We start from the raw sequence: 24,160 nt of genomic DNA, 5'->3' as shown, positions 1-24,160 counted from the left end.
TTAAGGCGGCGACCGTCACAGTACGCGTCCACAACCAACCCCATTGTGCGGGCGATCCCCGCCATTGGCACAAAACCGGCGCGCCTGTCGCCTGTGGACAGGGAAAGCGGGGTCGGCGCGCGGGAAAAGGGCTTCACTACGGACGGGATGCTTGCTATCCCGGTAGGCATGACGACGTCGATGCGGGAGCGTTTGGACGGGCTGCTGAAGGCCGGTGAGCTGAACGGCCTGCACGGGATGGTGGTCGTCCGGGGTGGCGAGACCGTGCTGGAGCATTACGGCACGGGGCCGGATGTCAGCTGGGCGACGCGATTGGGGGGTCGTCGAGTTCGGGCCGGGCGTGCTGCACGATCTGCGGTCGGTGACCAAGAGTGTGACCGCGCTGCTCTACGGCATCGCGCTCGGTGAAGGGCTGGTGCCGGGGCCGGAGGAGCCGCTGCTGCGGTACTTCCCGGACTATCCCGATCTGGCGGCCGATCCGGCGCGGGCGCGGCTGACCGTCGAACACGCGCTGACGATGACGCTCGGGCTGGAGTGGCGGGAGGATCCGCCCTACGACAGCCTGGCCAATGCCGAGATCGCGATGGAGTTCGCCCCGGACCGGTACCGGTTCGTGCTGGAGCGGCCGATCGCCGGGCCGCCGGGGGAGCGCTGGTCCTACTGCGGCGGGGCGTCGGCGCTGCTGGGCAAGCTGATCGCCGACGGCTCGGGACGGACGTTGCCCGAGTTCGGCATCGAGAAGCTGTTCGCGCCGCTCGGCATCCGTGATTTCGGATGGCTCACCGGGCGGGACGGCGTGCCGTCGGCCGCGTCGGGGCTGCGGCTCGCGCCGCGCGACCTGGCCCGGATCGGCGAGCTGGTCCTGGCCGAGGGGGTGTGGGAGGGGCGCCGGCTGGTGCCGGCCGAGTGGATCCGGGCGATGCTCGAGCCGCGCTTCACCACGGACTGGGGTTTCGAGTACGGCTACCAGTGGTACGTCGCGCCGCGGCTGGTGACGGCCATGGGCAACGGCGGGCAACGCCTGATCGTGGCGCCCGGGCTCGACCTCGTCGCCGCCATCACCACGGGCAACTACGACCAGCCCGATCAGGGCCGCGTGCCCGATCTCCTGCTCAACGAGGTCATCCTTGGTGGAACGGATAAATCCTGAATCCGGGCTTCACGAAATGCGGGAACGACCGGTAGAAGCCGGCCGCGTCGTCCTCGCTCAGGGTGTCGATGCGCTCGCCACCGGCCTCGCGCAAGGCCTCGGTGACGAGCCGGCGGCCGATGCCGGCACCCCGATGCGCAGCGTCGACTGCCAACAACGCCAGGTAGGCCTGGAGTTCGCCGTCGCTGAACATCTCGGCGAAGCCGGCGACCGAGCCGTCGTCGTCCACCGCGACCATCGTCGTCACGCCCGGGGCGGTCAGGATCCGCAACGTCCGGGCCGCGTCCGCGGTGAAGGACGGCCAGCCCTCGGCCTCGCACAGACGCATCACCCCGGGAACGTCGGCAGGGGAGAGGCGACGGATCTCCATCACAAGTCGAGGGTGACCGTGACCGGGTAGTGGTCGGAGGCGTACTCGGTCTCGTCGCCCCGGACCACGGTCATGTCGTGGGCGAAGCCGGCCAGCGACGGGCTGGCCAGCACGTAGTCGAGGCGCATGCGGGAGAACTCGCGGCCGCCGCCGGCCGTGGTGGGCACGGTCAGCGGGTTGCCCGAGCCGGCCACGTCCCACAGGTCGACGAACCCCGAGTCGAGGAAGGCGCCGACCGCCCGGGTGTCGGCCGTGCCGTCGGCCGCCAGGTGCCGGCGGCGCAGGAAGCCCGGCTGCGGGGCCAGCGTCGCCGTGTGGTCGGTGCCCGGGTTGAGGCCGTTCAGATCGCCGGCGATCAGGGTCGGGCCGGGGTGGGCCCGGTAGCGGTGGGCGAGCCAGATCGCCTCGCGCATCCGGCGGTAGGGCGCGAACGGGTTGAGATGGGCGCTGACCACGGTCAGCAGCCCGGCCGAGCTCGGCACCCGGACGATCGCCGCCGCGTGGTGCAGCTGCCACCGCACCTCGGCGCTCTCGGCGATGGTCAGCGGGGGCCGGACCAGGACGGCGACCGGCTGGCCGAAGACCGAGCGGGACAGGTGCGCCAGCATGCCGACCGACTCGGCGAAGGTCTGTGCCTTGGCGGCCGAGAAATCACGCAACTCCTGCAGGGCCAGCAGGTCCGGCCGCTCCCGGTTGATCACCGTGGCGATGGCCGGGAGCCGCTTGCCGCCGCCGGTCTTGATGTTCCAGGTCATGAACTTCATGCGGCCACCGGTTCCTCGCGCGGCTGGGTGACTTCCGATGCTGCCTCGGTGGCCGAGATCGCGTGGGCGTTCGGCCGGATCACCCAGTAGAGGAGACCGACCCAGCACGCCGTCAGCAGCGCCGCGCCGAGCATGTCGGACGGGTGGTGCATGCCGCGGTACATGCGGGAGACGGCGACGATCGCCGGCATCAGGATCGCCAGGCCGACGAAGACGTAGCGCCACCACTGGTGGATGCGGGGCACGCAGATCACCGCGATGGCCACCCACACGCACATGGTGGCGGCGATGTGGCCGGACGGGAACGACGACGTGGGCATCTGGCCGTCGAGCTGCTCGACCGGGGGACGCGGGCGCCCGACCGCGGCGGCCGTGCACAGGAAGAGCGTGAGCTCGCCGACCATCGTCAGCACCAGGAAGAGCACCGGCCGCCACTGCCGCCACAGGGCCAGCGCGATCGGGCAGAAGACCAGCGCGATGAACAGGATCGCGTGGGTGTCCCCGGCCTTGCTGGCGGCCCAGCTCAGGTCGTCGAGCCGCTCGGTGCGGAAGGTCTGCAGCCAGCGGGGCACGCCCTCGTCGAACGACGACAGCGGCGACCAGCGGGTCAGCGAATAGCCGACGACGTAGAGCAGGCCGAACGTGAAGACCCAGCCGACCAGGATCTCGGCCCCCTTGGCCCACGGGTGCGGCAGCAGCGCGCCCTCGGCCGGGGCCGGGGCCAGGTCGGTCTTGGCCTCCGGCTCGAGGCCCTCCGCGAGCGGGTGGTCGGCATGGCCCGCTTCGCGGCGCCAGACCCGGAAGGCGTACGCGGTGACGCTGATCCAGGCCAGTCCGAGGAACCACCCGGCCAGCACGTCGGAGAGGAAGTGCACGCCGAGCGCGATGCGGGTCAGGCCGACGGCCACGATCAGCACGGCCGCCAGCGTGATCACCAGGGCCCGGAAGCGACGGGTGGCGGAGAGGATGACCAGCGCCAGCATCCCGTACACGATGGTCGCCCCCAGGGTGTGCCCGCTCGGGAAGCTGTTGCCCTGCCCGTAGGCGATCGGGTCGGCCACCACCGGCCGCACCCGGCCGACCAGGGCCTTGAGCGACGGGTCGAGCAGCAGCGCGCCGAGCCCGGTGACCGCCAGGTAGATCGCCAGCCGGGGGAGCCGCCGGATCAGCAGCAGCAGGATCATCATGATCGTCAACGCGAAGAGGGTCGTCCGCCCACCGGCCTGGGTGACCGTGGTCAGCACCTTGACCAGAGCCGGGTGCGGCGCGACGAGGTCGTTGAGACCGGAGGCGATCGACTGGTCGAGCTCGCGCAACGGGGTCCAGTGGAAGCGGACGAGCAGCAGCAGCGTGCCGAACGCGAGACCGGCCAGGACCACCGCGGCCAGCCCGGCCACGCTGCGTTCGGCGAAGTGCCGCACGGGGGCCCAGCCGGCCCGCTCGACCACGCGGTGTTCGTCGGACACTTCGGCTCCTCCAGGGGATCGATCGGGGGTGGCCCCGATTTACCCGGCGGGCTCTTTTCGTACACCGAGGTTCCCGTGGTGCTGATGCGGTATTTCCGGCTTGGGCTCGGGCTCCCATTTGTCGGTCAGGTCCGGTCTCGGGACGCCGACCCGGGCCGCCTCGAGCTGGGCCGCGAAGGCGATGCCGAGGAACAGCGCGATCCCGGTCAGGTTGGCCCAGAGCAGCAACGCCATGATCGCGGCCAGTTGCCCGTACGTGGCCCCGAAGCCGCCGCCGAAGCGCACGTAGCCCGCCAGCATCAAGCTGGCCATCCACCAGAGCACGGTCGACACCACCGCGCCGAAGATCAGCCAGGTCAGGCCGGGCTGGTTGCGGCGCGGACTGTACTTGAACAGCAGCCCCACCGCGACCACGATCAGGGCCAGGCTGAGCGGCCAGCGGATCACATCCCAGGCCACGCGCAAGGTGCCCGGCCAGTGCCAGTGCTCCTCGGCCGCCTCGCCGAACGGCCGGCCCGCGACCAGCAGCAGGAAGCCGATCAGGGCGGGCACACCGGCGAAGGCCATCAGCAGCGTCGCCCGCAGGTACTTGAACACCGCCGGTCGGTCCCGCTCGACGCCGTAGATCCGGTTCGCCCCGCGCTCGATCTGGGCCATCGCGGTGGTCAGCGCGACCAGCCCGGTGATCAGACCCAGGGTCAGCGCCACCTCGCCGGCGTCGCGGGTGCGCTCGCCGCCCTCCAGCAGGTCCCGGACCAGGGGGTCGCTCGCGCCCGGGGTCAGCGCGAGCACCGTGTCGGCCACCACCTGGCCGCCGGACTCGACGCCCAGGTCGGCCGCGAGACCGGCCAGGGCGATGAGGAACGGCACGATGGCCAGGCAGAGCTGGAACGCGAAGGCGCGGGCATGGCTGAACCCGTCCCCGTACCGGAACCGGACGAACGCGTCGCGGACCAGCGGCCACCGCCCGTACTTCTTGAGCGCCAGCATCGCATCGTCGGCCGACAGCTCGTCCCCGCTCATGTCGCGCGTCTCGGGGACCGGGGAGGTACTACTCACGCGCGGCCTCGCGGATGTCCTCGGCTGCTTCCTCGGCGGTGCTGACGTCGTACGCCAGGTCGGGATCGCCGGCCGGAACCGGAACGCAGAGCAGGAGCGCCGCGGGCTTGACGTGGATCTTGAGGTGGCGGCCGGGATCGATCAGGTCGCCGTCGAGCTGCCGCTGCTGGGTCGAGCGGGTGTGGATCTCGACGCGCTCGGCCGAGTAGGTCTCCATCAGCGGCACGCGCTTGCGGCGGCGCACCACGGCCCAGCCCAGCCGCGCCCAGTGACCCAGGTTGTTCGGGCTCAGGATGGCCACATCAAGCTTGCCGTCGGCCGGGTCGGCCTCCTGCAGCAGCCGTACGCCACCCTGCAGCCGGCCGACGTTGCCGACGATGACGGTCCGCGCGTGCCGGGGCATCGGCGCGCCGCCGTCGAGCACGATCCGGGCCCGCATCGGGCGGTCCCGCAGATGCCGCAGGGCCCCACCGACGTACGCCAGCCAGCCGATGTGCTTCTTCGCCGTCTCCGAGGTGCCGGCCAGCATCTGCGCGTCGAAGCCCATGCCGGCCATCACCGCGAAGCAGCCGCCGCCCTCCACGACGCCGACGTCGATCCGGCGCCGGCCGCCCTCGAGCACGACCTCGATGCCGGTGGCGGCGTCGGTGCCGAGGCCCAGGTTGGCCGCCAGCAGGTTGCCGGTGCCAGCCGGCAGCACCGCCATGGTGACGTCCGAGCCGGCCAGCGCGGTCACCACGGCCATAACCGTGCCGTCGCCGCCGCACGCGAAGACCAGCTCGGCGCCCTCCTTGACGGCCTGTTCGGCCTGGCCCCGGCCGGGATCCTCCGGCGTGGTCTCGTACCAGGCCGGCTCGGGCCAGCCCACCCGCGACAGGCCTTCGCCGACGAGCCGGCGCAGGTGGTCGAGGTCGGGCACCTTGGCGGGGTTGTAGACGACAGCGCTACGGGGTCCGGTCACGCCGGACAGTTTGCCCGAGACACTCGAGAATCATTCGTCACCGGGATGGGAAACACTTGAGGAGTGAGTGACTTGACCTATTCGCCCGTCGGCGCCACCCGCGCCGGCGAGCGGCCGCCCGGCTTCCGGCACCTCTATTACCGCACGCCGCTGGGCATCGGGGCGGATCTGCACCGCCGGGCCGGCGAGGCGGTGGTGACCTTCCGCATGCACCGCGCCACCGGCGCTCGTGTGGTTCCTGAGAGCGGGCGGGCCGCCCCCGGGGTGCGGCTCACCGTGGGCGCCGGCCCCCTGACCGTGCCATGCGAGGTCGTCTGGTCCGCGTCGGATCCCGCCATGATCGGCTTCGGTTACGGAACTCTCCCGGGCCACCAGGCCTCCGGCGAGGAAGCCTTCATCGTCGAGCGGGACGAACGCGACCGCGTGTGGTTCGTCGTCCGCGCGTACAGCCGCCCGGCCCGCACCCTGATGCGGCTCGGCGGGCCGGCCGCGGTGGTTCTTCAGCACGCGTACGCCCGTGTGTGCGGCCGCGCGCTGAAACGGCTCTGTACCGTGAACGCGTGAGTACGACCTCGGTCACCTGGTGGGGCCACAGCACGATGTGGCTGTCCGACTCGGGCACGACCCTGCTGACCGACCCCGTGCTGAGCGACCGCTTCGCCCACCTCAAGCGGATGGCCGGCCCCACCCCCGACCTGCCCGGCGCGCCCGACGGCGTGCTCCTGTCCCACCTGCACGTCGACCACTTCCACCTGGCCTCGCTGCGGGCCGTCGCCGGCTCACCCGTCCTGGTCGTCCCGCGCGGCGCCCGGGCGTTCATCGCCAAAACCCTGGGGCGGCCGTACGAGGACCGTACGGTCGAACTAGCCCCCGGCGACGAGACCACGGTCGGCAACCTGAAGGTGCGCGCCGTCCCCGCCACCCACGACGGCGGCCGCGGCCCATGGTCGCGCGACAAGGCGATGGCCATCGGCTACATCATCGAGGGCGCCGCCCGCACCTGGCACGCGGGCGACACCGGCCTGTTCGACCAGATGAGCGAGCTCGCCCCGCTCGACCTGGCCCTGATCCCGGTCGGCGGCTGGGGCCCGTCGCTCAGCGCCGACCACCACCTCGACCCGGCCGCCGCCGCCGAGGCGGTGCACCGGGCCAAGGCCAGCTGGGCGGTGCCCGTCCACTACGGCACGTTCTGGCCGATCGGCCTGAGCCGCATCCGCTCCCACATGTTCCACGACCCGGGCGTCCAGTTCGTCCGGCACGCCGAACTGGTCGCCCCCGACACGCGGGTCCGGGTGCTGGCCCACGGCGAGACCCTGACGATCGGCCGTACGGCGTGATGGCCCTCCTAGGTGCCCTGGCTTGGCTCTTCCTGGTGGTGGCGTTCGGCGCGATCGTCCCGGTCGTCCCCACCGGCGCCGCCGTCAGCGGCGCCGCCGCCCTGGCCTTCCACGAACACCGCCCCCTCACCATCGTCCTGGTCATCGCCGCCGGCGCGGCCGCCGCCTACGTGGGCGACCTGGTCATGTACGCGGTCTGCCGCGTCGGCGGCGAAAAACTGGCCCGCCGCGTCCGCTGGCTCCGCGACGAGGAACACCTGGTCAGCGTCAAGGAACGCCTGGCCCGCAGCCAGATCCCGGTCCTGCTGGTCTCCCGCCTGATCCCCGGCGGCCGCGTGCCGGTCCTGCTGGCCGCCGCCTTCCTGGGCATGCCCTGGCACACCTTCGTCGTGGCCAACGCCCCCGCCTGCGCCCTCTGGGCCAGCGTCTACGCCGGCATCGGCGTAGCCGGCGGCTCCATCTTCCCCAAGCCCTGGCAGGGCGTCATCGCCGCCGTGGTCCTCATCCTCATCATCAATCAGACCGTCTCCTGGATCAGCAAGAAACGCGAGGCCCGCCAGTCCGTCGCCCCGGAGTCCCCCTCCGAGGCCTGATCCCTGAGCTCACCCGGCGCAGGCCCGCCGCTGCCCTGGCAGGCGCCCCACCTTCCCGGGCCCACCTGAGGCCGGTCACCTGAGGCCGGTCACCTGAGGCCGGTCACCTGAGGCCGGTCACCTGAGGCCGGTCACCTGAGGCCGGTCACCTGAGGCCGATTGCCGTGGCCCGACCGCCCTGCGGGGCCCACTCCTGCGGGCCGACCCCGACCCGCGGCCCACCCAGGGAGGCACACCCAGGCGGCCGACCTCGCGGGCCGATCCCCGCGGGCCTACCCTCGCGCCCGACCCAGGCGGGCCAACTCTCGCAGGCCTTCCCAGAGGCCGACCCTTGCGGGCCGATCCCCGCGGGTCCACCCTCGCACCCCACCCAGCAGGCCGATCGTTGCGGGCCAACCCCCGCTGGCCTATGCCGCGAGCCGCCCCCGCCGGCCTATGCCGCGAGCCGACCCGCGCAAGCCCACTGCAGCCCACCGCGTGGGCCCATCGCGCAGGCCCACCCCGCGGGCTCTCTGCTCGGTGGGCGTGACGGGCGGTCTCGGCAAGGCGGCGCGCCGTGCTCGTGGGCAAGATCGTCCGTTGGTTGGCGGCAAAGGGACGAAGCGCTGCGAAGATCGCCCTGCGTCATGATCAACTAACTGATTCGGTGAGTGATCTTGGCGGTGGTGGCCGGTTGGGTGTGGAGGCGGCCTGGTTCTTTGGACTGGGGCCCGGCCGCTCACCAGTCCTGACCGGTCCTTGGAGCTCCTCACTGTGACCCATCCTCCTCAGGAATCGAATACGCCCTACGGCCACGCCAACGGTGTCCCTTATGACTCTCACGGACAGCCCGCCGCCACGCCATACGGTCAGCCGTACGGTTCGCCCGGTCAGCCGCAGCCCGGCTACTCCGGTCAGCCACAGCCTGACAATTCCGGTTGGCCGCAGTCGGGCGCGTCTTACGGTCAGCCGCAATCTGGCGCGACCTATGGTCAGCCGCAGTCGGGCGCGACCTATGGTCAGCCGCAGTCGGGCGCGGCCTACGGTCAGCCGCAGTCGGGCGCGGCCTATGGTCAGCCGCAGTCGGGCGCGGCCTACGGTCGGCCGCAGTCGGGCGCGTCTTACGGTCAGCCGCAGTCCGGTGCGCCGTATGGGCAGCCGCAGCCGGACCAGGCCCACGGTCAGCCGGGGCCGGCTTTCGGGCAGCCGGGACAGAACTACGGCCAGCCTCAGACGGGCCATAATTACGGGGCACCGCAGCCCGGGTTCGCCGCTGGATCCGTACCGTCAAAGCCCACGAAGAAGCGCAAGTGGCCCTGGATCGTCGCCGTCGTCGCGCTGGTTTTGATCGTCGGATGCATCGGCATCATCACCGCGGTCGTGGGTGGGGCCAAGGATGCCGTGGAGACCCTTGACGACAACGTCAACGGTAAGAACGCCGTCGCCGGGGAGATGAACAAGGCCGCCCGGGACGGGAAGTTCGAGTTCGTGGTGTCGCAGATGGACTGCTCGAAGGCCACGCTGGGCGACTCGATCATCAACGAGACCGCGCAGGGCACCTTCTGCGTGGTGACCGTCAAGGTGACCAATATCGGGCAGGAGGCTCAGCTGTTCGACGGTTCGTCGCAGAAGGCGTACGACGCCAAGGGCACGCAATTTTCCAACAGCACCGCGGCCGAGGTCACCATCAACAAGAACTCGGCCACGTTCCTCAACGAGATCAACCCGGGCAACTCGGTGACCGGCAAGCTCGTCTTCGACGTGCCGAAGGGCACCAAGCTCACCTCGATCGAGCTGCACGGCTCGATGTTCTCCGGCGGCGTGAAGATCCCGCTGAAGTAGCCGAAGGGACGGCCCGTCAGTACTTGAGGTATTGGCGGGTCATCCTGGCGACCTTCTCCACGACCGTGATGCCGCTGCTCATGGTGGCGTTGTCGTGGGAGAGCACGGCGATCGAGACGTCCGTGTCGCCGCCGGTGACCCGGCCGACGGTGTTGATGATCCAGCGGTAGCCCTCGGTCGAGCGGGCCAGCCAGCCGTTCTTGACCGTGAACTTCTCGCCGGTTCTGGCCGCGGCCGGCACGCCCCAGTCCTGGCTGGTGTCGACGGTGCTCATCAGGGTGTAGGCCAGTTTGCGGGAGTCGGCGTCGAGCGGGCCCTTGGTGTCGACCAGCTCGCTGAGCAGCCGCACCTGGTCGTCGACGGTCGTCCGGGTCAGGCCCCAGGAGCTGCTCACCTTGGTCTGGGTCAGGCCGAGCCGCTTGTTGCAGGCGCCGACCGCGGACGCCCGGCCCAGCTTGCTGAACAGCGAGGTGGTGGCGTCGTTGTCGCTCAGCCGGATCATGCGCTTGGCCAGGGCCAGCTCGGTCGAGGTGAGATCGCGGCCGTTGTCCTGGGCGGTGAGCAGCAGGCAGGCCAGCACCTGGACCTTGACCACGCTGGCCGTCTCGTACTTCTCGGTGCCGCGGAACGAGTATTTCTGGCCGGTCTTGCGGTCGAGCACCGCCACCGAGAACTCGGGGGCCGACGCCGCGTACTTCTTCAGCGCCGCGTCCAGGGCCTTGACCTGCTTGGTCCGCTGGGCGGCGGCCAGCTCGGCCGCGCTGGGGCCGGTGGGCGTGGGCGCCGCGGTCGTCGTGGCCGGGGCGGGCGTCACCGGTCGGGCGGCCGGGGTCGCCGCGTCCTCGAAGGTGCCGGCCACCGCCTGGGTCTTGCCGCCGTCGTCGTCCATCATCCCCGCGCCGACCAATCCCGCACCTCCCAGGACCCCCACTGCCGCCACGGCCAAGATCCAGTTTCGCGTACGTCGCACGCCTGCCATAGTGCCGTGTCCGCTCGCATCATGGGCGATCTGACCCCCGGCACATAAGAAGTTGACAGGGAGTTTCCACCTATGGCGCGCCGTCGGTCACAAAGCGTGACGTGTGCGGTTGACGCATGATGGATGAATGCGCCTCCCGTTCCTGTCGCCCGCCGCCCTCGCCGACCTCACCCGCGCCGCCGTCGGCCAGGTGGTGGAGACCGCGGCGGCTGCCGCGACCGTGCCGGTACGGGTGGTGGGGTTGCTCGGTCAAGCGGAGCTCCTGGTCAGCCGTGTGACCGTGATCGCCGACCAGGCCGAGGGCCTCATCCAGCGGGTCACCACGATCGTCGACTCGGCCGAGGAGACGGTGGCCGAAGCCCAGGTCATCGCCGCCGCCGCGGGCCGCACGATCGAGGGCGCCGAGCTCATCGCGTCCGCCGCGGGCGTCCTGGTCGAGGGCGCCGCGGTCACCGCGGGGGAGGCCGGCACCCTGGTCAAGCGGGCCGCCGTCACCGCCGGCGAGGCCGACGCCCTGGTCAACCGGGCCGCCCTGACCGCCGACGCGGCCGGCCTGCTCGTCGAACGCGCCGCCATCACCGCCGACGCCGCCGGCGCCCTCATCGACAAGGCGGGCGGCACCGCCGACGAGGCCGGCTCCCTGGTCCGAAAGGCCTCGGGGACGGCCGACGACGCGGGCGCCCTGGTGCGACGCGCCTCCGAGACGGCCGACGCCGCCGGCTCGCTGGTCGGCAAGGCGAACGGCATCAGCGACCGTGCCTCGGCCGTCGTCGACCAGGCCCAGACGGCCGCCGGTGAGGCCACCCAGCTGCTCGACGAGTTCTCGCCCGCCCTGCGCAAGGGCGCCCCGCTGCTGCGCCGCTTCGTCGACGAGTTCTCGCAGGAGGAGGTCACCGCGGCCATCCGCATGATCGACACCCTGCCCGCCCTGCGCGCCCACCTCGTCGACGACGTCATGCCCCTGCTCAACAAGCTCGACCAGGTCGGCCCCGACCTGCACAAGCTCCTCGAGGTCACCGAGGACCTGCACCTCGCCATCGCCGGCCTTCCCGGCCTCAAGCTGCTCCGCCGCCGCGGCGAGGAACGCGTCGAGGACGGCCGGGCCTGACCGCCGAGACCCGGAAGCCCCTCGGGGCGTTTGGTTCTTGGCGGTCCAACCGGGCCGCAACGCGTCTTCCTCCCAAGGAGCAGACAATGCGGTCCTACTTCCTCCGGGCGCTCGGCGCTCTCACCGCCGCCGGTGTCGCCCTGGTCGCCGTCCCGACTCCCGCCGCAGCCGCCGATCCCACGACGTTCCGGCTGGGCGCCGGCGGCTTCGTCAGCCACGGCACCTACGCGCACATGATGAGCATCCCGGAACAGCCGGTGCCGCCCATCCGCATCACCGGCACCCTGTCCGGGCGGCACTGGCTCCGCTGCGCCGTGCTCCAGGTCGCCCGCAGCGGCCCCGCCGACGGCCTCGAATGGCAGACGTACGCCCACCAGTGCGGCCGCGGCCGCACCGACTTCCGCATCCAGGCGTCCTACCTGTTCCGCGGCGTCAACCCACCCGTCCGCCTCTGCACCGGGTGGACCCTCACCCAGGCCCAGCGCGGCCGGTCCTGCGACCTGTACCGCCCGCCGGCAGACCGCTGACCCCCTGCCCGCCCTCGGCGGCCTACTCCGGGTAGGAATCGTCGATCGTCATCTCGCGGATCTCGATGATGCCCGGCCAGTACCGGGACACCGGGTCGGCACCGCGGCGCATCCACAGGGTCGTGCCGTCGGTAGCGGTAGCGGTCGCGGTCTCGATGACGTGGTCGGCGTCTGCCTCGATGCGGCCGGTCGCAACGGGGCCGAGCCCGAGTTTCTCGGCTTCGGTCGGCAGGTCGGCGCGGGCGAGGTACGACAGGGCGGCGCGGCCCGGGTCCAGGCCGACCGCGGCGGACTGGACCCGGGCCAGCCATGGCTCCAGCGCCTGCACGGTCTCGACGAACGTCGCCCCCGGGACGGCGACGAAGAGCCGGGCGACGACATCCGCCTCGGCCGGTTCGATCTCCAGGGCGCGGTCGGGGGTGAGGCCGGTGCCGTGGGTCGCGCCCTCCCAGCCCAATTCCTGGTCGCCTCGCTGGATCCGCAGGTGGACGGCCGGCGGTCCGGGCGGGGGTGTGAGGGTTTCGGCGTAGCGGACGTTCCGCAGGTATTTGAAGTCCTGCTCGCGCCAGCCGAAGCGCTGCAACAGCCGGTAGGCCATGGCATGCATGGCGCGTTCCTCGTTCACGTTGACGAGGGAGCCGGACAGCAGCAGGTCCGCGCGTTCCACGTCGACGTCGATCCCGTCGGCGCCCATCTCATCGGCGAGCGGAGCGTATCGGCGCACAGTGTCGGCGGCGTTCGCCGTACCGCGCTCCAGCCGGAGCATCGCCTTCATCTCGAACGGCGCCTTGTAGCTCTTCGACACAGGTGCTCCCTAGGCGATGAACGCGGCGATGCGCCGGCGGCTTCGTCGCGCACATGATGAGCATCCCGGAGCAGCCGGTGCCACCGATTTGCATCGCCGTCTTCCCTGGCTGCGCTGGCCGTGGTTCAGGTCGCCCGCGCCGAGCGGCCTCCGCCAGCGCTCAAGGCCTCACTCGCCTCGGCGCCGGTCAGCAGTTCCGCGTAATGCGCTCGGGCCCGCGTCCGCTTCTGCCCTTCGACGGCGAACCCGGCCCGGTCTTCAGGTTCCCCCGTTCGCGGCGATTGCTCGTAGACGACACCCGCCCGACCGCGGCATTGCTCAGTCCCCAGCCAGCGCACCCACCGCGCTCACAGCACCCACCGCACCGCGGGGCTTCAGGGGGCTCGGCCCCCTGAGCAGACATGACGAGAGGCCGCAGTCCGCGCTTTCCGCGGACACACGGCCCCTGCATCTCGTGGGCGATACTGGGATCGAACCAGTGACCTCTCCGGTGTGAACGGAGCGCTCTCCCGCTGAGCTAATCGCCCTCAACGGAGACTGACTGTACTAGACGCCGGCCCCGCGTTGCGAATCAGGGGTCAGTCCAGGATCTTCCGGCCCTCTTCGATCAGGTCGATGCCGAGGCTGAGCTTGACCGAGAAGTACACGATCGCGCAGACGAAGGCGAAGCTGACCAGGCCGACGACGATTTTCACGGGCCAGGACTGGCGGGCTATCCAGTGGGTCCAGCTCTGGACGTGCCGTCTGGTGAACTCGAGCAGTTTTCTGGCCCACGCGAACTCGATGGCCCAGATGGCCAGGCCGAGGATCACGATCGCCCAGCCGGGGCCGGGGAACGGGATCAGCACGATGCCGACGGCGACGACGATGGCGCCGAGGGTCGCTACCGAGATCTTGAGGGCCAGCCGGCCGGTCGGGTTTGCGCGGATCTTGTCCAGCACACCGAGCGGGGACTGATCTTCGTCGGGTTTCGTAGTCATTTCATCCCCCAGTGTTCCGGGTCCCCGTCACTACCCGGGAGGAATGGACGTTACCGGAGTAAGTCAACTGCTGGACCACCCGACGCCGGGCGGAACCGAGTACTTGGGCAGAACAGGACAAGATATCGCTTTTCGTCTTGTACCAAAGGGTTTTCGGAACCGTCTTCCCACTACTGGGTGAGATCAGCGTATGGCGGAGCGTAACGACAGGGATCACCTGAGTATGGGAAACGCGGGGTTCACCAGCCTCGCAGCGGTGCCGGGGGGAGTTCGTCCATGAGTACCATTCGTCCAACGACCGTCGAGGTCGAGACCTCGCTGCGGCTCGTAGCGCCTGACGCCACGGCACTGCCCGTGCGCGCCAGTCTGCGGTACGACCCAGCCGACCCGTATGCGGTCCACGTGTTGTTCCACGCAGAATCAGCCGGTGGGGAAGCCGTGAGCTGGTCCTTTGCGCGGGAACTGCTCGTGACCGGGCTCGATGAGCCCGCGGGTATCGGCGACGTCCGGGTGTGGCCGTGGGCCACCCCCCGGGGGGATTTCGTCGCCCTGGCGCTGTCGTCGCCCGACGGCAATGCCCTGTTCGAAGTGCCTCGTAGTGTCCTTGTCCGTTTCCTCCGCCGCACCTATGTCGTGGTGCCGCGGGGCCGGGAATCGGAGCACCTGGACGTCGACGCGGCGGTCAACCGGCTGCTGGCCGGTCGATAGCGAACAAAGCCGGTCGATAGTGAACAAGGCCGGTAGATAGCGGAGAAAGCAAGAAGCGACCCGCGCGGACACTGCCGGTCCGCGCGGGTCGCTCTTTTACGGCGCAAAATCAACAACCGGACAAATAGCGGAATCCGGGTCAAGAAACGGACATTTCCGTGCCCGCGGGCGAATAACTCCCCGACCTTGGAAAACACTGGCCCGAGCAGGGATGCGTTGCTGGTCATCGCCGGTTACCGTCGGCGCGATGTCCCTTGCAGCCACGCGGGATACCGCGACCAGTTTCCGACCGCCCGGCTGGGCGGGCGTCGGCACCTGCGCGCTCGACGCCACCGGCTCGCGGGCCCCCGATCGGCTTCCGTTCCACGTGCTGTTGCTGGTCACGGCCGGCCACGGCGCGGTCGAGGTCGACTTCTTCGCGCACAACTGCCGGCCGGGCACGCTGCTCTGGGTCCGGCCCGGCCAGGCGCTGCGGGTGGGCCGCAACGGCCTGACCGCCTCGGCCGTCACCTTCACGCCCGATCTGGCCGGCGATCAGGAGCCGCCGCCGGCCGGCCGCTGGCAGCTGCGCGGCGAGGACGAGGACGCGGTGATCAACGAGTTCGCGCAACTCGCGGTCGATTGCGACCGGCACCGGCAGGGCCCGCTCGCGGGTGAGCTGCTGCGCCATCAGCTGCGGGTGCTGCTGCTGCGCATCGCGCTGCTCGGCGGGGCCGACACGGCCGGGCCGGAGAGCCGTACGTACACCCGGTTCCGCTCGATGCTCGAGGCGGGCCATCCGCACAGCCGGCGGGTCGAGGACTACGCCGAGGAGCTGGGCTGCTCGGTCCGTACGCTGACTCGGGCCTGCCTGGCCGTCACGGGGCGTACCGCCAAGCAGGTCGTGGACGACCGGGTGTCGCTGGAGGCGCGGCGGCTGCTCGCCTGCACCTCGCTCTCCGTGGCCGAAGTGGGCCGTCACCTGGGTTTCGCCGAGCCGACGAACTTCGGCCGGTTCTTCCATCGCGAGGTCGGCCTGAGCCCCGGCCAGTTCCGTTCGGACGCCGCTAACGGACCCCGGCAGGCCATTCCCGCTCAGCGATTGCCCCCTGACGGAGGGTAATTCCCACATATCCGTGGGGTATGTGCGAGTCGCTGGCGCCGACGAGGCATTATGGGTGGGTGCAGATCTCCGCGCGCGGCGACTACGCGGTCCGGGCGGCCCTCAGTTTGGCGCGGGCCTACCCGGCACTGATGTCGGCCCAAGCCATCGCTCAAGACCAGGAAATGCCCCGGAAGTTCCTCGAGGCGGTGCTGGCCGACCTGCGTCGCGCGGGTGTCGTCCGCGCCCAGCGAGGCGCCGAGGGCGGCTACACACTGTCACAGCCTCCACGCGATGTGATGATCGGCCAGATTTTGCGAGCCGTCGATGGACCGCTCGCCGGTGTCCGCGGTCTCCGTCCTGAGGAGACCCAATACACGGGCGCCGCCGAAAATCTGCCCAACCTCTGGGTGGCTGTCCGGGCCGCCGTGCGCGAGGTGGTCGACGAGGTCAGCCTGGCCGAGCTGATCAGCGGCCGGATGCCGGCCCACGTCCGCAAGCTCACGACACGCCCGGACGCGTGGCAACCGAGATGATCAAGGCACCGTAAAGGCGGCGTGAAAGACAGCCAAGTTTGCCGATTTGACCAACCGGGAAGAAGTTCGCCCATCCCCGACATCCCACGAAAGGGACACAGAGCGATGGGCATCGTCTTCCGGAGCCGCAAGAAGTTCGGCCCGCTGATCCTGAACTTCACCGAGAACGGCTTCTCCTCGTGGAGCTTCAAGATCGGCCGCTGGTCGTGGAACTCGCGCACCCGCGCGCACCGCGTCGACCTGCCCGGCCCGCTGTCGTGGAAGCAGGACAAGAGCCGCAGCCGGTCCTAAAGCGAGATCACGACGTCGCCGCCGAGCCGCCCGTGCTCAGGTGACCGGGACACCGCTCCCGAGTCGATCAGGGTGTGCAGCACGCGAGTCGCGTCGGCGGCCCGGTAGACGGTGGACGTCAGCGTGAAAGTGCGCAGCTCGGTCACCGTCGCCGACGTCGAACGCGACAGGAAAGCGAGCAGCTCCCGGCGCAACGGCCCCGGGTGCGGCGACAGCGAGATGTCGATCAGATGCCGGTCCGGATCGCCGGGGTCGCGGTAACGCACCCCGGCGAACTCGTCGACCGCCCACAGCGCCTCCTTGAACCCTTCGAGGCTCTTGCCGGTCGTCGTCGCGAAGATCAGCAGCTCGCCCGGCTCGTCCGACACCGCGAGCTCGACCTGGGTGAACAGCGGCCACCCGACCCGATAGGGATCCGCGTCGGTCCCGGGTGGCAGCACCAGCAGGGCCTCCGCCGGCTTTCCGGCGGTCAGCGCGGCCACCGTGGCCGGCGCCGGCGCGACACCTGCCGCAGCACCATCCAAATACCCCAGCAGCGGTACGCGGGTGGCCCCGATCGCCTTGAGCGCGACCGGCAGCATCCCATCCGTGTCACCGGCCACCGCATGCACCGGGAACGCCAGCCCGGACAGATCCGCCGCCCCCGTGGCCACCATGGACAGCTCGCGACCGCGTACGTAGCCGGTCTGGTCGGCCAGGACCCGAGCCGCCGCCGCGACCGCGAGACCGCCGTCGGCGTCGGCGTAGCCGTGCGCGTAGACCACCCGCCGGGCCCGGTGCAGCGCCGCGGGCGCCCAGGCCTCCAGGTGGCGGACCAGGAGCTCACGCTTGACGGTGGCGATCTCTGCGTTGGACATATCCGATTTCTATCCTGCCTGGTCGGCGTGGATCGGACTGAGTGTTCGCGCTTGCTGACTTGTACCTACGGTGTTCACGCGAGCACTATGAGATATATGGCCCGTCCTCCGCTAGCCGAGCTCACCCATCGCGCCCAGACCCTGACGTCGGCGGGCGATCTCGTGGGCGCCCAGCGGGTGCTGGCCAATGTGCTCGATCCGGCCGCCGCGGCCGACCCGCGCCAGGCCAGCCCCGATCTCGCTCTCGCGGCCGCCCTGCACGCGCGCATCCTGATCGCGCTCGGCGACGTGCGGAGCGCCCGGGTCTGGGCCGAGTTCGCCCACGCGGCCGAGGAGCGGCTGCACGGGCCACATCACGAGCGTACGGTCGCCGCCGCCGCCACCCACGCCGCCGTCCTGCAGCGCACCGGGGAGTTCGGCCCGGCGGCCCAGGTCTACCGCCGGCTGGTCGGCGATCTCACCGAGATCGACGGGCCCGACACGCAGCGGGTGCTGGCGGCCGAGGCCGATCTCGCCACGGCCGAGCACGCCGCCGGCCACTGCGGCGCCGCCCGGGGCCGGCTCTCCGCGGCCTGGCGCCGGCACAGCCGCCTGTACGGCGACGCGGCCCCGGCCGGCATCAAGATGCTGGCCCGGCTCGGCGCGATGGAACGTGACTGCGGCCGCGACGCCGAGTCGCGCGACCACCTGGCCAAGGCGCAGGAGCTGTGCGCCCGCTACCTGCCGGCCGACCATCCGCTGGTCCGCCAGGTGGCGGCGCTGGCCGCGGCGCCGCCGTCGCCGAAACACCGGTGCCGCCCGGCCGAGACGGAGGCGCCCGGCGTCACCACGGTCGACACCCCGGGCGTACGGACCCTGCCGTTCCCGCGCCGTCCCACCGTCTCCGAGACACCGGAGGATCCGCCCGACAACCGGCCCACCGACCCCAACGGCACGGTCTACCAGCAGCCGCTTTACCTGTCCGATGTGCATCAGGCGCCGGGCGACCTGACCGGCCGGCACGCCCGGGCCGACACGCCGCCGCCGCTGCCCGGCCAGCGCGCCCCCGAGTACGGCCCGGACGGTCGCCCGCAGCCGGTCGGCTCGGCCCCGGCCAGCACCTACGAGACGCCGCCGAACACCGAGCGCCGCCTGCCGGTCCGTACCGAACAGCCCCCGGCCCCGCGCCGCCGCCAGCCCTTCATCCTGGCCGCGGTCCTGGTCGCGGGCATCGCCGCCGCCGTTGCCGTGGTCGCCCTGACCCTGCCCGACGCGGACGGCGCGACCGGGCCCCCGGCCACGACACCAGCCACGGCTCAGGCCACTGCGAAAGCGCCTACGGAAGCGCCGACAAAAGCCCCGGCCACCACGCCGCCGGCCGCGGTCGACCCCACGGCGCCGCAGAACGTCAAGCTGGTCGACCACCGGGACAGCGTGGCCATCGAGTGGACCTACCCCAAGGACGCCGAGGGCCCGATCCTCGTCTCGGGCGGCCGGGCCGGGCAGCCCCAGAAGCCGTTCCAGCAGCTCCCGGCGGGCAGCGGCGACTACGTCGTCTACGGCCTCAACGAGAACCTGAACTACTGCTTCACCGTCGCCGTCGCCTATTCGAGCAGCCACATCGCCAAGTCGGCCCCGGCTTGCACCAAACGATAGGAGTCAACCACTAGCGCCAAATGGTTTGCTGTGGAAACCTGTTGGCATGACAGCCAACTCGGTGCCCGCGGCTGACGATCCTCGGCGGCTTTTGTCGGAGATGCGGGCTCTGTCCCACCGCGTACGTCTCGATCAAAGAATGACCTGGGCCGCCCTGCTGGTGCTGGCCGCGCTGACGCTGGCCGCGATCCCGGTCGACTGGTTCGGCATGAAGGTCGACTGCCACCCCGACGGCAGCTGCGAGTTCGCGCGCCGCGGCATGCTCTACTACTGGCCCGCCGCGTCGCTCCTGGCCTATGCGGCCATCGCCTTCATCTACTTGCGGTCGGCGCGGGCACGCGGGCTGGGTGCGCGGGTCTGGCCGTACGCCATCACGGGCGCCGCCACGACCGTCGTGTTCCCCGCCGCATGGGTGGCCGTGGCCACGTACTTCTCGAACCACCCCGTGCCCGAGGGCCCGCTGCCGTACTGGTGGTTCGTGCTCGACCGGCTGGTCATGCCCTGGGGCATGATCGGCGTCTCGCTGCTGGTCCTGGCCTGGCTCGAGCGCAACGGCGCGCTGCTGCTGTTCACCCTCGCCTATCTGGCCCTGGTGCTGCTCGTGCTGCCGATGTCCGACGGCTTCGGATCACCGCACTTCGGGATCCGGGTCGGGATGGCGCTGCCGCAGCTCATCGTCGGCGCCGTCCTGCTGCTGGCCGCGCTGGGCTTCCGGCGGGCCGCTCAGCGGCGACCGCGGTGACCGCCGTGACCGGCACTGAGGAGCCGGACGCCGCGCATCCGGCCAACGGCCTGGACGAGGTGGTCCACCAGCGGGTACGCCTCGGCATCCTCACCGTCACGCATGAGGCGCGCCGGGTCGAGTTCGGCTACCTGCGCACCCAGCTGGAACTGACCGCCGGCAACCTTTCCAAGCACCTGAGCGTGTTGGAAGAAGCGGGCCTGATCGAGGTCGAGAAGGGCTACGAGGGCCGGCGCGGCCGCACGTGGATCACTCTCACCGACCGCGGAACCAAGGCCCTGACCGACGAGATCGGGCGGCTCAAGCAGCTCATCGCCCGGGTCGAGACCACGAACAACGGGGAGGACCAATGACCACGCGCCGCACCCTGCTCACCGCCGCCCTGACCGTGCCAATGGCGGGCGCCTGGGCCGCACCGGCCCTGGCCGCACCGGCCCGGCTCACTCTGCCGAGGCCGACCGGGCCGCACCGGATCGGCACCATGTCGCTGCTCCTGGACCGCAAGTTCATGGTCAGCGTCTGGTACCCGGCCCGGGACATCCGCCGGCACCCGCCGGCGCCGTGGATGCCCGCCGCGTCGATGCGGGCCTTGCTCGCGGACAACGGGTTCGACGCCGATGTCGCGGCGCCGCTCAGTGTCGGCCACGAGGGCGCTCCGGCGACCGGGCGGTGGCCCGTGATCCTGTACTCGCACGGCGCGGGCAGCCACCGCTCCGACACCACCGTCATCGTGCAGGAACTGGCCAGCCACGGCTACGTGGTGGTCACCGTGGATCATTCGCACGACTCGTACAGCCAGCTCCCCGACGGCCGGGTCCTCGTGCCCGACGACATCTCGGCCACGCCCTGGGACCACGCCCACGATCTCCGCCTCGTCGTCGACTGGATCGAGGACCTCGCCGCCGGTCGCCGCCGCCTGCCGGTCGCCCTGGGCCCGGCCCTCGACACGAGCCGCATCGGCGTGTACGGCTGGTCGAAGGGCGGCACCGCGGCCGCCCTGCTCATGAACAGCGACCGGCGCGTCCGGGCCGGGCTCAGCCTCGACGCCCCCATGCTGTCCCAGCCGCCGGTCACGGACCTCTACCGGCCCTTCATGCTGATGACCGCGGAGAACGTCCCCGGCGGCGAGGAGTCCGGCGTGGCCGAGATGTGGCCGCTACTGCACGGCTGGCGGCGCCAGCTGCACGTCAAGGACGCGAGCCACGACTCGTTCAACGACCACCACTGGCTGATCCCCCAGCTGACGGGCGACGCCGGCGGCTTCGACCCGGCTCAGGCGGTACGCATCCAACAGGCGTATCCTCTGGCCTTTTTTGAACTGCACCTGCGCAACCGGCGGCAGCGCCTGCTGGAGGCACCCAGCCCGGCCTTCACCGAGGTCGAGTTCATCGGCTGACCAGGGCGGCCAGCGTGGCCAGGGCATCCGCCGACGGGGTGCCCGGCTCCGCGTGCAGCAGCAGCGCCTCCAGCCCGTCGGCGCCGATCACCGCGAACTTGTCGATCAGCAGCGTCACGTCGCCGACCCGCGGATGCCGGATCACGAACTCGCCGCCAGTGGCCATCCGCACGTCGTGACGCGCCCAGAGCTGCCGGAACCGCTCGCTCTCGCGCGACAGCTCATCGATCAGGTCGTGCAACCGCTCGTCCTGGGTGCCGGCCCCGGCCTGGGCGCGCAGGTGGGCCACCGCGGCCGCCGTGTACCGCTCCCAGTCCGGGTGGTAGTCGCGGGCCACGGAGTCGGTGAAGAGCATGCGCAGCCGGTTGACACCGGGGAGCATGTCAGGTGACAGCTCGCGGGCCAGCGGGTTGGCCGCCAGGACGTCGCTGTAGCGGTTGAAGACCAGGGCAGGCACGTTGATCGTGGCCAGCAGCAGCTCGATGCTGCGCGGCACCTGCTCGGGCTGCCCCTCCGGCCGCCGCCGCAGCCGCGGCTGGGCGAGCGCCATCAGGTAGTCGGCGCCCTCCCCGTCGAGCTGGAGCACCCGGGCCAGCGCCTCGATCACCTGCCCGGATGGGCTGCGGTCGCGACCCCGCTCGAGCCGCAGATAGTACTCGGCGCTGATGCCCGCGAGCATCGCCACTTCCTCGCGGCGCAGCCCCGGCACCCGGCGCGGGCCGACGCCGGGCGGCAGACTCACCTCGGCCGGCGTGACCAGCTCCCGCCGCGCGCGCAGGAAGTCCCCGAGGGCGTTGTCCATGACTCCCACGGTAGAGGGGGTCCTGGCGCTACCCCTAACAGCGGGGAACTCCCGCGCCGCCGGTGGTAGGCCGACGCTGGGCGCCATGACGAATTGGCTCATCACCGGCATCAGCAGCGGCTTCGGCCGTGAAATGGCCACTCAAGCGCTCGAACGCGGCGACCGGGTGGCCGGCACGGTCCGCCGCGAGACCGATCTCGCCGCCAAGTACGGCGATCGGCTCTGGGTGGGGCATCTCGACGTGAGTGACCCGGCGGCGGTACGCCCGGTCGTGGACGCGGCGTTCGCCGCGCTGGGCCGGATCGACGTCGTGGTCAACAACGCCGGGTACGGGTTGTTCGGCGCGGCCGAGGAGCTCACCGACGAACAGGTCCAGCATCAGATCGCCACCAACCTGCTCGGCTCGATTCAGGTCGTCCGGGCCGCGCTGCCCCACCTGCGGGCGCAGCACGGCGGGCGGATCATCCAGCTCTCCTCCGTGGCCGGGCTCGCCGCGCACCCCGGCGCGTCGCTGTACCACGCCAGCAAGTGGGGCATCGAGGGTTTCATGGAGGCCCTGGCCGGCGAGGTGGCCCCGTTCGGTATCGGGGTGACCCTGGTCGAGCCCGGCGGCGCCCGTACAGAGTTCGCCGGCGACAGCCTGCGGCGGGGAACGCCGCTGAGCGCCTACGACGGCACACCGGCCGCTTTCGTGCGCACTCTGGCCGGTGATGGCGCTCTCCTGCCGGGCGATCCGGCGAAGATCGCGGAGCGGGTCATCGCCAGCGTGGAGCAGGAGCCGGCCCCGTTGCGGCTGATTCTGGGCAGCGACTCGTACCAGGCGTCGGTCGCGGCCGTACGGGCCCGGCTGGCCCAGATCGAAGCCCAGCGTGCGGCCGCGGCCCAGACCAACGCCCAAGATTGATCGATAAACCTGAATCAAGTCATCCCGGTTCAGTAATACGATCGGCGGTATGTGACCGCATATTCGCAGGTCACACTGGTTCTGCCGGGGGATGGGGAGAAATGACCGCATCTTGAAGGATGCATCGAGGTCTGCCAATACTGTGCGCGGTACGCCGCATCAGGCGTATTCCCCATCCCCCGGGAGGAACCGTGCTCAACCGGAAGCTGCGCCGACCGATCGTCGGCCTGGCGGCATCTGTGCTCGTCGGCTCCACGCTCATGGCCTTCTCGCCCGCGTCATCCGCGGCGGCCGCCCCCGGCGCCGACCCCTCGTTCGCCCCGTCGGCGCTCGCCGGCAAGCTCGACGCGCAGTTCGGCGCCACCGCGGCCGGGTCGTACATCGACTCCGCCGGCAAGGTGGTCGTGAACGTCACCGACGCGGCCACCGCCCGCTCGGTCACCGCGGCCGGGGCCACGCCCCGCTTCGTCGCCCGCAGCGGCGCCGAACTGGCCGCCGCCGACAACGCCCTGAAGGCGTCGCTCAAGACGCCGGGCACCGCGTTCGCCATCGACCCGGTCAGCAACCAGGTCGTCGTCTCCGTCGACAGCACGGTCACCGGGGCCAAGCTCGCCGCCGTCGAGGCCACCGTGGCCAAGCTCGGCGACAAGGCCCGCATCGAGTCCACCCCGGGCGAGATCTCCATCAAGATCTCCGGCGGCGACGCGATCTACGCCGGCGGCGGCCGCTGCTCGCTCGGCTTCAACGTCCGCAACAGCGCCGGCACCAACTACTTCCTGACCGCCGGCCACTGCACCAACATCGGCGCGACCTGGACCAACGGCTCGACCACCCTGGGCACCCGGGCGGGCACGAGCTTCCCGGGCAACGACTACGGCATCGTCCGCTACACCAACACGACCATCACCAAGACCGGTGGCGTCGGCTCGCAGGACATCACCTCCGCCGGCACCCCCGCCGTCGGCGCGACCGTCTACCGTCGCGGCTCCACCACGGGCCTGCGCTCGGGCCGGGTCACCGCCCTGAACAGCACGGTCAACTACGCCGAAGGCTCCGTCTCCGGCCTGATCCGCACCACCGTCTGCGCCGAGCCGGGCGACTCGGGCGGCTCGCTCTACTCGGGCACCACCGCGCTCGGCCTGACCTCGGGCGGCAGCGGCAACTGCTCCTCCGGCGGCACCACGTACTTCCAGCCGGTCACCGAGGCCCTCAGCGTCTACGGCGTCTCGGTCTTCTAAGTCGCACCGCCGAACAGCCCCGCCCTACCGGCGGGGCTGTTTCGCGTCCA

Annotated in this window: 27 protein-coding genes and 1 tRNA gene; 17 read left to right on the top strand and 11 right to left on the bottom strand. The window is 71.1% G+C overall.

Features of this window, described 5'->3' with window-relative positions:
- The first annotated feature begins 292 nt into the window (after positions 1-292).
- A complete protein-coding gene (locus AB0J66_RS16440; protein ID WP_364660620.1) occupies positions 293-1,150 on the top strand; it encodes a serine hydrolase in 858 nt (285 codons plus the stop codon).
- On the opposite strand, the gene AB0J66_RS16435 is transcribed toward AB0J66_RS16440, so the two are convergent.
- From AB0J66_RS16435 to AB0J66_RS16415, 5 genes are read right to left on the bottom strand one after another with little or no spacing between them, the layout of a single operon-like run.
- Positions 1,122-1,520, bottom strand: a complete 399-nt coding sequence (locus AB0J66_RS16435) for a GNAT family N-acetyltransferase (protein WP_364661193.1) — start codon at positions 1,518-1,520, stop codon at positions 1,122-1,124. The two genes, AB0J66_RS16440 and AB0J66_RS16435, sit on opposite strands and share 29 nt — an antisense overlap.
- Entirely contained in the window at positions 1,520-2,284 is a 765-nt protein-coding gene (locus AB0J66_RS16430; protein WP_364660617.1) for an endonuclease/exonuclease/phosphatase family protein, read from the bottom strand. Before AB0J66_RS16430 ends, AB0J66_RS16435 begins: the two co-directional genes overlap by 1 nt.
- Complete coding sequence (locus tag AB0J66_RS16425) at positions 2,281-3,750, bottom strand: phosphatase PAP2 family protein (RefSeq protein WP_364660614.1); 1,470 nt, start codon at positions 3,748-3,750, stop codon at positions 2,281-2,283. Before AB0J66_RS16425 ends, AB0J66_RS16430 begins: the two co-directional genes overlap by 4 nt.
- Before the next feature lie 39 nt (positions 3,751-3,789).
- Positions 3,790-4,809, bottom strand: a complete 1,020-nt coding sequence (locus tag AB0J66_RS16420) for a YihY/virulence factor BrkB family protein (protein ID WP_364660611.1) — start codon at positions 4,807-4,809, stop codon at positions 3,790-3,792.
- On the bottom strand, positions 4,802-5,770 hold the full coding sequence (locus AB0J66_RS16415; protein WP_364660608.1) for a diacylglycerol kinase family protein: 969 nt from the start codon (positions 5,768-5,770) through the stop codon (positions 4,802-4,804). Before AB0J66_RS16415 ends, AB0J66_RS16420 begins: the two co-directional genes overlap by 8 nt.
- A gap of 63 nt (positions 5,771-5,833) precedes the next feature.
- Here AB0J66_RS16415 and AB0J66_RS16410 point away from each other — a divergent pair, with 63 nt between their 5' ends.
- From AB0J66_RS16410 to AB0J66_RS16395, 4 genes are all read left to right on the top strand, one after another.
- Positions 5,834-6,334: a DUF1990 domain-containing protein gene (locus AB0J66_RS16410; protein ID WP_364660606.1), complete on the top strand. Its 501-nt coding sequence runs from the start codon at positions 5,834-5,836 to the stop codon at positions 6,332-6,334.
- A complete protein-coding gene (locus tag AB0J66_RS16405) occupies positions 6,331-7,107 on the top strand; it encodes an MBL fold metallo-hydrolase (RefSeq protein WP_364660603.1) in 777 nt (258 codons plus the stop codon). The genes AB0J66_RS16410 and AB0J66_RS16405 overlap by 4 nt, the downstream gene beginning before the upstream one ends.
- Entirely contained in the window at positions 7,107-7,700 is a 594-nt protein-coding gene (locus AB0J66_RS16400; RefSeq protein ID WP_364660600.1) for a VTT domain-containing protein, read from the top strand. Before AB0J66_RS16405 ends, AB0J66_RS16400 begins: the two co-directional genes overlap by 1 nt.
- 753 nt (positions 7,701-8,453) lie before the next feature.
- Positions 8,454-9,521 (top strand): DUF4352 domain-containing protein, encoded by a 1,068-nt coding sequence (locus tag AB0J66_RS16395; protein ID WP_364660597.1) that lies wholly within the window; start codon positions 8,454-8,456, stop codon positions 9,519-9,521.
- 16 nt (positions 9,522-9,537) lie between these two features.
- On the opposite strand, the gene AB0J66_RS16390 is transcribed toward AB0J66_RS16395, so the two are convergent.
- On the bottom strand, positions 9,538-10,491 hold the full coding sequence (locus AB0J66_RS16390) for a serine hydrolase (RefSeq protein WP_364660594.1): 954 nt from the start codon (positions 10,489-10,491) through the stop codon (positions 9,538-9,540).
- 136 nt (positions 10,492-10,627) lie between these two features.
- Between AB0J66_RS16390 and AB0J66_RS16385 the strand changes: the two genes are divergently transcribed.
- Together AB0J66_RS16385 and AB0J66_RS16380 are read left to right on the top strand one after the other, a co-directional pair.
- Positions 10,628-11,608: a hypothetical protein gene (locus AB0J66_RS16385; RefSeq protein ID WP_364660591.1), complete on the top strand. Its 981-nt coding sequence runs from the start codon at positions 10,628-10,630 to the stop codon at positions 11,606-11,608.
- Between the two features lie 86 nt (positions 11,609-11,694).
- Positions 11,695-12,135: a hypothetical protein gene (locus AB0J66_RS16380; RefSeq protein WP_364660588.1), complete on the top strand. Its 441-nt coding sequence runs from the start codon at positions 11,695-11,697 to the stop codon at positions 12,133-12,135.
- Positions 12,136-12,157: 22 nt separating this feature from the next.
- On the opposite strand, the gene AB0J66_RS16375 is transcribed toward AB0J66_RS16380, so the two are convergent.
- From AB0J66_RS16375 to AB0J66_RS16365, 3 genes are all read right to left on the bottom strand, one after another.
- Positions 12,158-12,940, bottom strand: a complete 783-nt coding sequence (locus AB0J66_RS16375) for a hypothetical protein (protein ID WP_364660585.1) — start codon at positions 12,938-12,940, stop codon at positions 12,158-12,160.
- A gap of 455 nt (positions 12,941-13,395) precedes the next feature.
- Positions 13,396-13,467 (bottom strand) — tRNA-Val (locus AB0J66_RS16370).
- 51 nt (positions 13,468-13,518) lie between these two features.
- Positions 13,519-13,920 carry a TIGR02611 family protein gene (locus AB0J66_RS16365; protein WP_364660583.1) on the bottom strand — a complete coding sequence of 134 codons (402 nt, stop codon included), beginning with the start codon at positions 13,918-13,920 and terminating at the stop codon, positions 13,519-13,521.
- Between the two features lie 276 nt (positions 13,921-14,196).
- Here AB0J66_RS16365 and AB0J66_RS16360 point away from each other — a divergent pair, with 276 nt between their 5' ends.
- From AB0J66_RS16360 to AB0J66_RS16345, 4 genes are all read left to right on the top strand, one after another.
- Positions 14,197-14,628, top strand: coding sequence for an SsgA family sporulation/cell division regulator (locus tag AB0J66_RS16360; RefSeq protein WP_020514863.1), 432 nt, complete (start codon positions 14,197-14,199; stop codon positions 14,626-14,628).
- Between the two features lie 247 nt (positions 14,629-14,875).
- Positions 14,876-15,730: an AraC family transcriptional regulator gene (locus AB0J66_RS16355; protein ID WP_364660580.1), complete on the top strand. Its 855-nt coding sequence runs from the start codon at positions 14,876-14,878 to the stop codon at positions 15,728-15,730.
- Positions 15,731-15,789: 59 nt separating this feature from the next.
- Entirely contained in the window at positions 15,790-16,245 is a 456-nt protein-coding gene (locus AB0J66_RS16350; protein ID WP_203759403.1) for an Rrf2 family transcriptional regulator, read from the top strand.
- Between the two features lie 105 nt (positions 16,246-16,350).
- Positions 16,351-16,536, top strand: coding sequence for a DUF4236 domain-containing protein (locus AB0J66_RS16345; RefSeq protein ID WP_364660576.1), 186 nt, complete (start codon positions 16,351-16,353; stop codon positions 16,534-16,536).
- Here the strand turns inward: AB0J66_RS16345 and AB0J66_RS16340 are convergent.
- Complete coding sequence (locus AB0J66_RS16340) at positions 16,533-17,393, bottom strand: hypothetical protein (RefSeq protein WP_364660573.1); 861 nt, start codon at positions 17,391-17,393, stop codon at positions 16,533-16,535. The two genes, AB0J66_RS16345 and AB0J66_RS16340, sit on opposite strands and share 4 nt — an antisense overlap.
- A gap of 96 nt (positions 17,394-17,489) precedes the next feature.
- Between AB0J66_RS16340 and AB0J66_RS16335 the strand changes: the two genes are divergently transcribed.
- The 4 genes from AB0J66_RS16335 to AB0J66_RS16320 are packed head-to-tail and all read left to right on the top strand — an operon-like array spanning position 17,490 to position 21,166.
- Positions 17,490-19,028, top strand: coding sequence for a fibronectin type III domain-containing protein (locus AB0J66_RS16335; protein ID WP_364660570.1), 1,539 nt, complete (start codon positions 17,490-17,492; stop codon positions 19,026-19,028).
- Positions 19,029-19,074: 46 nt separating this feature from the next.
- Positions 19,075-19,770 (top strand): hypothetical protein, encoded by a 696-nt coding sequence (locus AB0J66_RS16330; RefSeq protein WP_364660568.1) that lies wholly within the window; start codon positions 19,075-19,077, stop codon positions 19,768-19,770.
- Positions 19,767-20,123 (top strand): transcriptional regulator, encoded by a 357-nt coding sequence (locus tag AB0J66_RS16325; protein ID WP_364660567.1) that lies wholly within the window; start codon positions 19,767-19,769, stop codon positions 20,121-20,123. Before AB0J66_RS16330 ends, AB0J66_RS16325 begins: the two co-directional genes overlap by 4 nt.
- Positions 20,120-21,166 (top strand): acetylhydrolase, encoded by a 1,047-nt coding sequence (locus AB0J66_RS16320; protein WP_364660565.1) that lies wholly within the window; start codon positions 20,120-20,122, stop codon positions 21,164-21,166. The genes AB0J66_RS16325 and AB0J66_RS16320 overlap by 4 nt, the downstream gene beginning before the upstream one ends.
- Here the strand turns inward: AB0J66_RS16320 and AB0J66_RS16315 are convergent.
- On the bottom strand, positions 21,156-21,968 hold the full coding sequence (locus tag AB0J66_RS16315; protein WP_364660562.1) for a helix-turn-helix transcriptional regulator: 813 nt from the start codon (positions 21,966-21,968) through the stop codon (positions 21,156-21,158). The two genes, AB0J66_RS16320 and AB0J66_RS16315, sit on opposite strands and share 11 nt — an antisense overlap.
- Before the next feature lie 85 nt (positions 21,969-22,053).
- On the opposite strand from AB0J66_RS16315, the gene AB0J66_RS16310 reads away from it, so the two are divergent.
- Both AB0J66_RS16310 and AB0J66_RS16305 read left to right on the top strand, forming a co-directional pair.
- Positions 22,054-22,872: an SDR family oxidoreductase gene (locus tag AB0J66_RS16310; RefSeq protein WP_364660559.1), complete on the top strand. Its 819-nt coding sequence runs from the start codon at positions 22,054-22,056 to the stop codon at positions 22,870-22,872.
- 191 nt (positions 22,873-23,063) lie between these two features.
- Complete coding sequence (locus AB0J66_RS16305; RefSeq protein ID WP_364660556.1) at positions 23,064-24,110, top strand: alpha-lytic protease prodomain-containing protein; 1,047 nt, start codon at positions 23,064-23,066, stop codon at positions 24,108-24,110.
- The last annotated feature ends 50 nt before the right edge of the window (positions 24,111-24,160 follow it).

The organism is Actinoplanes sp. NPDC049598 (assembly GCF_040675435.1).
Lineage (GTDB): Bacteria > Actinomycetota > Actinomycetes > Mycobacteriales > Micromonosporaceae > Actinoplanes.
This window is presented reverse-complemented; position numbering and strand designations above follow the sequence as displayed.